Origin of the sequence: Xanthomonas sp. WHRI 10207 (genome assembly GCF_040202975.1) — a bacterium.
Lineage (GTDB): Bacteria > Pseudomonadota > Gammaproteobacteria > Xanthomonadales > Xanthomonadaceae > Xanthomonas.
In genome coordinates, this window is record NZ_JBEGDX010000005.1 from 81,009 (window position 1) to 89,125 (window position 8,117).

Sequence of the window (8,117 nt, forward strand, 5' to 3'; positions counted from 1 at the left end):
ATGATCGAATGCGGTAACCGACGACGTATCGCCGACCAGTTCGGCTGTCGCCCACGCATCCGTCGCCGTGTTGGCGTCGGTGTCCGGTGCGCCGTCGTGCGGCGGCAGATCGGTCGGATGCGGGGGCAGGGCGCGCATGGGCGATCAGCGCGCTTGTGCCGACAATGCGATCAGGCGTTCGGCAACACGGTCCAGCGGAACCACTTCCTGCGCGGCGCCCAGCTTATAGGCGGCGCCGGGCATGCCCCACACCACGCTGCTGGCTTCGTCCTGTACCAGTGTGGGGGCGCCGGCCTGCAGCATTTCCAACAGGCCGCGCGCGCCGTCGTCGCCCATGCCGGTGAGGATGGCGCCGACCGCATTCGGCCCAGCGTTGGCGGCGACCGAGCGGAACAGCACGTCCACCGCGGGCTTGTGGCGATTGACCGGCGGGCCGTCGTCGATACGGCAGCGCCAACGCGCACCGTCGCGAATGATGCGCAGGTGCTGGCCGCCCGGCGGCAGATAAGCGTGGCCGGGCAGGATGGCTTCGCCGTCGCTGGCTTCGCGCACCGACATCGCCGAGTGGCGATTGAGGCGCTCGGCGAATGCGGTGCTGAAGCTGGCCGGCAGATGCTGGGTCATCACCACCGCCGGTGCATCGGCGGGCATGTGTTCGAGCACCACGCGCAGCGCTTCGGTGCCGCCGGCAGAAGCGCCGATGGCGATCAGGCGGTCGGTGGTGCGGAAGCGCAGCGCGCTGCCCGGCACCGGTGCCGATTGCATGTCCAGGGTGAGCTTGGGCGTGCTGGGGCGATGCAGTGCACTGACCTTGGCCTTGGCGGCCATCTTGACCTTGCTGACGATTTCTTCGGCATAGCCTTCCAGTCCACGCACGACGTCGATCTTGGGCTTGGACACGAAGTCCACCGCACCCAGCGACAAGGCCTGCAAGGTGGTGTCGGCACCGCGCTCGGTGAGCGAGGAAATCATCACCACCGGCGTCGGGCGCAGGCGCATCAGGTTTTCCAGAAACACCAGGCCGTCCATGCGCGGCATTTCCACGTCCAGCGTGATCACGTCCGGATTGAGGCGTTTGATCTTTTCGCGCGCCAGGATCGGGTCGGCGGCCGAGCCGATGACTTCGATGCCCGGATCGCGCGAGAGGATTTCGGTGAGCATCTGACGGACCACCGCCGAGTCGTCGACGATGAGTACACGTACGGGAGTTTCCAGCGTCATTCGAACAACTCCACTCCACCGGTGACCGGTGCTTTGGACAGACGGGCGCGCACGGCCGATTCTGTGGCGGCGACTTCGGCTTCGTGCGCATGCGGCAAACGCTGCACGACTACCCGGCCGGTCGTCGGAAAGAACCACACCTTGCGCGGATGGATGCCGCACAGATCTTCGGCAATGATGGGGATGTGTTCGGCTTGCAGGTACTGGCGCACGAACTCGGCGTTGCGGGTGCCGACCGGATTGCTGGTGAAGCCCTTGAGCACGTTGGCGCCGCCGAAGACCTTGGCTTCGATGCGTTTGCGATGCGCGCCGCGCTTGAGCATGTCGTTGATGAGCAACTCCATCGCATAACTGCCGTAGCGCGCCGGTGCACCGTCGCCGACCTGTCCTTCGGGCAGCAGGAAGTGATTCATGCCGCCGATCTTGAGCACCGGGTCACGCAAGCAGGCCGCAACGCACGATCCCAAGGTGGTCGTCAACGCGGTGTCGTCGTCCACCACCAGATATTGAGTGGGCAGCAGCTTGGCGGTAATGGTCTGGAACCGCGAATCGCGGTAGCGCATCACGTCGTCGACTTGCACGGCGGTACTCATGCAGAGGCTCCCGAACGCGGAGCGCGCCGATACAGCGTGCGCCCGCACGGCTGGATCAGATCGGCTGCGTGCAGGTAATTCTCCGAATGCCCGGTGTAGAGCAGACCGTCGTCGCCCATGTGGCTGACCAGACGCGACAGGATGCCGCGCTGGGTCGGTTTGTCGAAATAGATCATCACGTTGCGGCAAAACAGCGCCGCATACGGGCCGCCGACGTCGTAACGCGGCGACAGCAGATTCAACTGGCGGTATTCGATGAGTTGGCGCAGCGCAGGAATCACCCGGCACTTGCCTTCGTTGGGGCCGCTGCCGCGCTGGAAATACTTGCGCTTGATCGCCGCATCCAGCGAGGCGACGCGGTCGATGGCATAGACGCCGCGCGAGGCGGTTTCCAGCACCTGGGTGTCGACGTCGGTGGCGACGATGCTCACCGGCGGGGTCAGCGTGCCGAACGCCTCGCAGGCGGTGATGGCGATGGAGTAGGGCTCCTCACCGGTAGATGCGGCGCACGACCAAATCTTCAGCGGCGCCTGCGAGGCGCGCTTCTGCAGTTCTTCGCGCAATTTGTCGAAGTGATGCGGCTCACGGAAGAACGAGGTCAGATTGGTGGTCAAGGCGTTGGTGAAGGCCTGCCATTCTTCTTCGTCGTTGCCGGCTTCCAGCTGGTCGATGTACTCGCGAAACGAGCGCAGCCCGAGCACGCGCAGGCGGCGCGACAGGCGGCCATACACCATGTCGCGCTTGGCCGGTGCCAGCGAGATACCGACGCGTTGGTAAATCAGGTCGCAAACGCGCTTGAAGTCGCGGTCGCCAAAATCGAATTCGCGCGTGTCTGAAGCGGGAGTCGTAGTCGTCATATCCATACACGTCGGGAGCTATAACGTGGTATCGGCCATGTAGCCGTGCAACTGAAGCACCAATCCATCGATCACTGCGGTTGGGCTAGGTATCGCAGCAATGCTGCGGTGCGGCGGCGTGCAGCGACGACGCGGCGGGGTGGAGGCTGCCTGTCGTTGCGAGAGGCAGAAACACAGCGCCCCGGCAGTGCCGGGGCGTTGTGGGTGACAGCGGTGACTTGGAGCGGTTACCAGAACGTAGCGAGCAGTCGTCAGTTGGGTGCGGACGGCGCGGAGGAAGCGGAGTGTACGCGAGGTACCTGACGCATCGGCCGCGCCCACCTGGCGCCTGCATAGCCCTTCTATTGGCTGCTCTTAGAACTCTTGCCAGTTACCGTCGGCCAGTGCGGCCTGCGGCTTGGCAGATCGCGCCGACGGCGCTGCGGCTGTCCGCACGGCCGGCTTGGCCGCGGTCTTGACCGCAACCGGACGCGAGGCCACCGGGCGCACACGCGCTTGTGCAACCGCGGCCGATTCGTCCAGCTTGAACACCGACACCGCTTCGGCCAGATGACCGGCCTGCTCTTCCATTGAGCGGGCGGCGGCGGTGGCTTCTTCCACCAGGGCGGCGTTCTGCTGGGTGGTTTCGTCCATCTGGGTGATGGTCTGGTTGACCTGTTCGATGCCGGCCGACTGTTCCTGCGAGGCGGCAGAAATTTCGCCCATGATGTCGGTGACGCGCTGCACGCTGGCAACGATCTCTGCCATCGTCGCACCGGCCTTGCGCACCAGCGCAGAGCCTTCGGCGACCTTGTGCACGGAGTCGTCGATCAAGCCCTTGATCTCCTTGGCGGCGCCGGCCGAACGCTGTGCCAGCGTGCGCACTTCGGAGGCGACCACTGCAAACCCGCGGCCTTGCTCACCGGCACGTGCCGCTTCCACCGCTGCATTCAAGGCCAAAATATTGGTCTGGAAGGCGATGCCGTCGATGACGCTGATGATGTCGGCGATCTTCTTGGACGAAGCTTCGATGCCGGACATGGTGGTGACCACCTGCGACACCACTTCGCCGCCCTGCGAGGCCACACCGGTGGCGCCGATGGCCAGCTGATTGGCCTGACGTGCGCTTTCGGCGTTCTGCTTGACGGTAGAGGTGAGCTCTTCCATCGAGGCTGCGGTTTCTTCCAGGTTCGCGGCTTGCTGTTCGGTGCGGTGCGACAGATCGCTGTTGCCCGAGGCGATTTCGCCGGCTGCCGAGTTGATCGCACTGGAGGAGAGCTTGATGCGACCGACGATATCGGCCAGTTGCTCGGCGGTGGCATTGGCATCGTCACGCATCTGCGCGAACACGCCGCTGAACTGCCCTTGCATGCGCACGGTCAGGTCACCGCGCGACAGCGCAGACAACAGCGCAGAGATCTGCTCCAGGCTGCCGGCATTGGCATCCAGCAAGCCGTTGAGCTGCTGCGCCAACTGCAGGAAGAAGCCCTGCTTGCCGTCGGTTTCGACGCGGCCGCTCATGTCGCCGCTGGCCGCGGCACGCACGATACGGGCGACTTCTTCTTCGACCTGGACTTCGATGGTGCGGTCGCGCCATTCGCAGACTTCGCCGGTGGTTTCGCCTTGCTCGTTCTTGATGCCGGTGACGGTCTGCGCCAGCACGACTTCGCCGAAGCGCTCTTCGAAGCTGGTGACACCATCGCGTTCGAGCGCAGCAACGGCCTTGCGCACGGTCGCATCGGACAGGCCCAGGTAGCTGATGTGCTGACCGATGACCTTGCTCGCATCGAACTCGGGCGATGCCAGACGGATGCTGCTTTCGTACTGCGTCACGATCTTCTTGAAGGCATCGTTGGCGTAGATCATGACGCGGTCGGGATCGGTAATGAAGGTGCCGGTGGACGACTTGTCCAGCGCGGTGCGGATGCGCAGGTTCTCGTCGGCGACTTTCTGATCGCGTTCGATGCGCTCCTTCAGATCGCGCTGCATGCGCTGCATGGAGCGCATCAGTTCGCCCACTTCGTCCTTGCCGTGCGCATTGATCTGGCCATCCAGCTTGCCGCCGGCGATTTCGGTGGCGGTGCTCACCGCGCCGCGCATGCTGCGCACGATGGAACGGGCAAACAGGAATGCCAGGCCCAGGCCACCGGCAATGCCGATCAGCAATACCACCATGGTCAGCGAGACCGAGGTTGCGTGGACCTTTTCGGCCTTGGTCTTGGCCGCCTGTGCCAGCAGATTGTCCTCGGCGATCAACGCAGCCAGCGAATCCTTGGCCTTGTTGTGCAGGGTGCGGGTCTCGCCGACAAAGGTGTCGATGGCATCGTCGGGGAGATTGAGCTCGATCATTTCATCGACGCTGGCGTACGAGGCCGAGGCCTTCTTCCAGTCGGCCACGAACACGTTGAAGAGTTTTTTCTGTTGCGGGCTTTCGATCAGGCGGGGATAGCCCTTGATCGTTGCCTCGATTTCGCCGTTGAGCTTCTTGGCGCGGACCCTGGCTTCCTGCTTGACCGCATCGCTGGCGCGCACCAGATTTTGATAAGACGCATTCCGGTATTCGCCGAGCATGCCGCGCAGATCGCCGGCTTCGCGGACGCTGGACATGGTGTTTCCGGCCAGATCGCGCGTCACGTTGTTGAGCGATGCCAGGCCCGAATACGCGATGATTCCCTGCACCAGCATGATCAGCAGCACGATGCCGAATGCCAGCATCAGCCGCGGCATCAATTTCAGATTATTAATCCATTGCATTGACACGATTCCCCCGTAGAAGTCAGTCCGCATAATCCAGACAGCACATCGCCACGCATGGGCGTGGCGATGTGCGATGCGATTACTTGATGGTGGCGAGCTTCAGGCTGGCCGGGGAGCTGACTTCGATTTCGGCGCGCGAGCTGTCGCGCTGGATCTTGCCGAGGACGCAGACGTCCTTGCCTTCCAACGATTCCGGGGCAAAGCTGAACTTGCCGCGGTTGGCGCCGTCGATGCGGGCCGAGAAGGTGTGACGCGGGAACATGCCGCCCATGTACAGGAAGGTGGGTTCGCCTTCCGAGCTCTGTGCGTACTTGGCCTTTTCGACCTTGCCGCACACCATGCCGTCCTTGCCGACGAAGCGGGTGGCCATCTCCGGCGGAATCATTTCCTGCGACTGAGCCGACAGCGTGGGGGCAACGATCACGAGAGCAGCAACGGGGAGGAGCGAGAGCAGGAACTTCATTGGGGATTCTCCAGAATCGAAAGTCGAACGGTGACCCGCTTATGAACGCGGGCTTCTATTCAGCTATCGGCTAACTGGGATTCAACTTGAAGTAAAAAAATGTGAGTCACATCGCACTTCTATCTAGCAGTGCGTCTCGTGTCGGGAAGCTCCCGACACCTGATGGTGGTATGCGCATTAGGCATAAACCACTGCGGCCGTCAGAGGGCCGCCGGGTGTTCAAACGCGGCGATGCATACCTGCTGCATTGCCGCGCTTGCCAACCACTGCATCCCTCTGACGACCGCAGGTCGCCGCACTCAACCACCGTGAATCAGGCGGCTTCTTCAGCCAGCTGCTGCTGACCCAGCTCGGTGCTGTCCAGCAGGGTTTCGATATCCAGCAGGATCAGCATGCGATCGTCCTGGGTGCCGATGCCGGAGATGAAGCGGGTGTCCACTGCGGCGCCGAATTCGGGCGTCGGGCGGATCTGGTCGTCATTGAGCGGGATCACATCGGAGACGCTGTCCACCACGATGCCGACCACGCGGTCTTCGACGTTGAGCACGATCATCACGGTGAACGCGTCGTAGCGCGCTTCCTTGAGGCGCAGCTTCAGGCGCAGGTCGATCACCGGCACGATGGTGCCGCGCAGGTTGATCACACCCTTGATGTAGTCGGGCGCGTCGGGCAGACGGGTGACCGAATCATAGCCACGGATTTCCTGCACTTTCAGGATGTCCACGCCGTAGTGTTCTTCGCCCAAAGCGAAGCTGAGGAATTCACCACCGGTGCCGGTGGCAGTGCTTTTGTCGTTCATGAAAACTCCGGGCGTTGCGGCTGAGTGTCAGGTTGCGGCACTAGGTTGAGAAGGCTGCCATAGCAACATCGGCGCAGCGCTCGGCAACTTTAGGTGCATGCACCATGTGGTACGTGCGGGTTCAGAACACGCCGCTCTTGCGCGCGTTGCGCTGGCGGTCGACCCGAAAGATGTAGCGCTGGATGGTTTCGTCGGCGCCACGCGGCAGATCGCTGAACTGCAGTCCGACGCGGAAGCCTTCGCTGCCATTGGGCAGGGTCTGCTTGTGTTGGCTGCACACCGTGAGCGGCAGGGCGATCGGTGCGACGTCGGGCAGGTGCAGCGTGCAGTCGCGATAGGTGCGTTGCGGCTCCAGCAAGGGCATGCCGGCGGTGAGCGACACCGCCAGGCCGCCGCTGCTGATGTCGATCACGCGCAGCTGCAGATTGAGGTTGCCGCCCTGGGCTTCGTCCTGGCGGATGATGCACATGGGCGAGTCGGTGATCGGCGTTTCCAGCCGGTACGATTCGCGGCGTTGCATGTGGTACATCGCGTCCGGCAGCTCGGCGCGGAAGGCGACGTGGATGTCGCGCTCGATGCGCTCGGCCTTTTCCAGCCGGAAACGCACGTTGACCCGCTCCAGTTGCGCATAGCAGAGCAGGTACTTGGCATCTTCGATGGCGCGGTTGGAGGTGTCGTTGTGGCTGCCGTCCAGAATCACGCAATCGTCGTCTTCATCGATTTCGAGCACGGCGGTAGGCACGGCCATGTCGCGGCCGGCCACATGCATGGTCACCACGGCGCGTTGGTCGAGCAGCTGGCGCAGCAAGCCACGGATCTGCCGCTTGTTGCGCAGCAGATAGCGTTCGTCACCTTCTGCAAGGTGATCGTCGTGGTCCAGCTCTGACTCTGAGGTATCGCCTTGGGACATGGGCACAAGCACAGTGGTAGCGGGAAGAAGCCCGGAGGGTTGTCCCGGCGTCGCCTTGATATCGGCGGCAAAGCGAAATCTTTAAGTGCCACTGATAAAACTCGTACGCCTGGCGCTGCTCATGACCCGTCGCGATGGGTGGTGTGCAGAGCTTTTAACGCAGCATCCATGCCGCCAAGGGTCCTGCGACGGTGAGCGGACAAGGGCCAGTGAAGGTGGTCGGCGCGTTGGAACAAGCGACAGGCGACGTTCGCCCGCGGTGCCGTCATATCACTGGCTGCTTTCATCAAACAGCCAACCAACGTTCTGGTGCGGGGCCCTGGCCGATTGCGGGAACGTTGGCGGCATGGATGCCGCCATCGAGCCCCCAGGGACGGGTTCACGGCGTGTCCCGCGAGCGGCGAGGGCACCGCGCTCGAGGTTTTTGCGTTTGCTGCAGGGCCCTTGCCCGCTCACCATCGCAGGACACGCTGCAAGTACGTCCATGTAAGCTCCGTGGCGGCATCCATGCCGCCAAGGGTCCTGCGACGGTGAGCGG

Annotated in this window: 7 protein-coding genes and 1 other RNA gene; all 8 read right to left on the reverse strand. The window is 63.3% G+C overall.

Going from position 1 to position 8,117, the window contains the following annotated elements; all coding sequences use genetic code 11:
- Window positions 1-144: 144 nt before the first annotated feature.
- Window positions 145-1,221, reverse strand: coding sequence for a protein-glutamate methylesterase/protein-glutamine glutaminase (locus ABQU90_RS16570; protein WP_115553662.1), 1,077 nt, complete (start codon window positions 1,219-1,221; stop codon window positions 145-147).
- Entirely contained in the window at window positions 1,218-1,814 is a 597-nt protein-coding gene (cheD, locus tag ABQU90_RS16575; protein WP_005993860.1) for a chemoreceptor glutamine deamidase CheD, read from the reverse strand. Before cheD ends, ABQU90_RS16570 begins: the two co-directional genes overlap by 4 nt.
- The gene (locus ABQU90_RS16580; protein WP_055846534.1) at window positions 1,811-2,677 is read right to left on the reverse strand and encodes a CheR family methyltransferase; all 867 of its coding nucleotides are present in this window, start codon (window positions 2,675-2,677) and stop codon (window positions 1,811-1,813) included. Before ABQU90_RS16580 ends, cheD begins: the two co-directional genes overlap by 4 nt.
- A 219-nt stretch (window positions 2,678-2,896) precedes the next feature.
- A non-coding RNA gene (locus tag ABQU90_RS16585) (sX9 sRNA) lies at window positions 2,897-2,972 on the reverse strand.
- A 53-nt stretch (window positions 2,973-3,025) separates the two neighbouring features.
- The gene (locus ABQU90_RS16590) at window positions 3,026-5,404 is read right to left on the reverse strand and encodes a methyl-accepting chemotaxis protein (RefSeq protein ID WP_323519036.1); all 2,379 of its coding nucleotides are present in this window, start codon (window positions 5,402-5,404) and stop codon (window positions 3,026-3,028) included.
- 82 nt (window positions 5,405-5,486) lie between these two features.
- The gene (locus ABQU90_RS16595; RefSeq protein ID WP_005993867.1) at window positions 5,487-5,870 is read right to left on the reverse strand and encodes a hypothetical protein; all 384 of its coding nucleotides are present in this window, start codon (window positions 5,868-5,870) and stop codon (window positions 5,487-5,489) included.
- Window positions 5,871-6,183: 313 nt separating this feature from the next.
- Complete coding sequence (locus tag ABQU90_RS16600; RefSeq protein ID WP_011037040.1) at window positions 6,184-6,669, reverse strand: chemotaxis protein CheW; 486 nt, start codon at window positions 6,667-6,669, stop codon at window positions 6,184-6,186.
- Window positions 6,670-6,790: 121 nt separating this feature from the next.
- Entirely contained in the window at window positions 6,791-7,579 is a 789-nt protein-coding gene (locus tag ABQU90_RS16605; RefSeq protein WP_323523031.1) for a flagellar brake protein, read from the reverse strand.
- Window positions 7,580-8,117 lie beyond the last annotated feature (538 nt).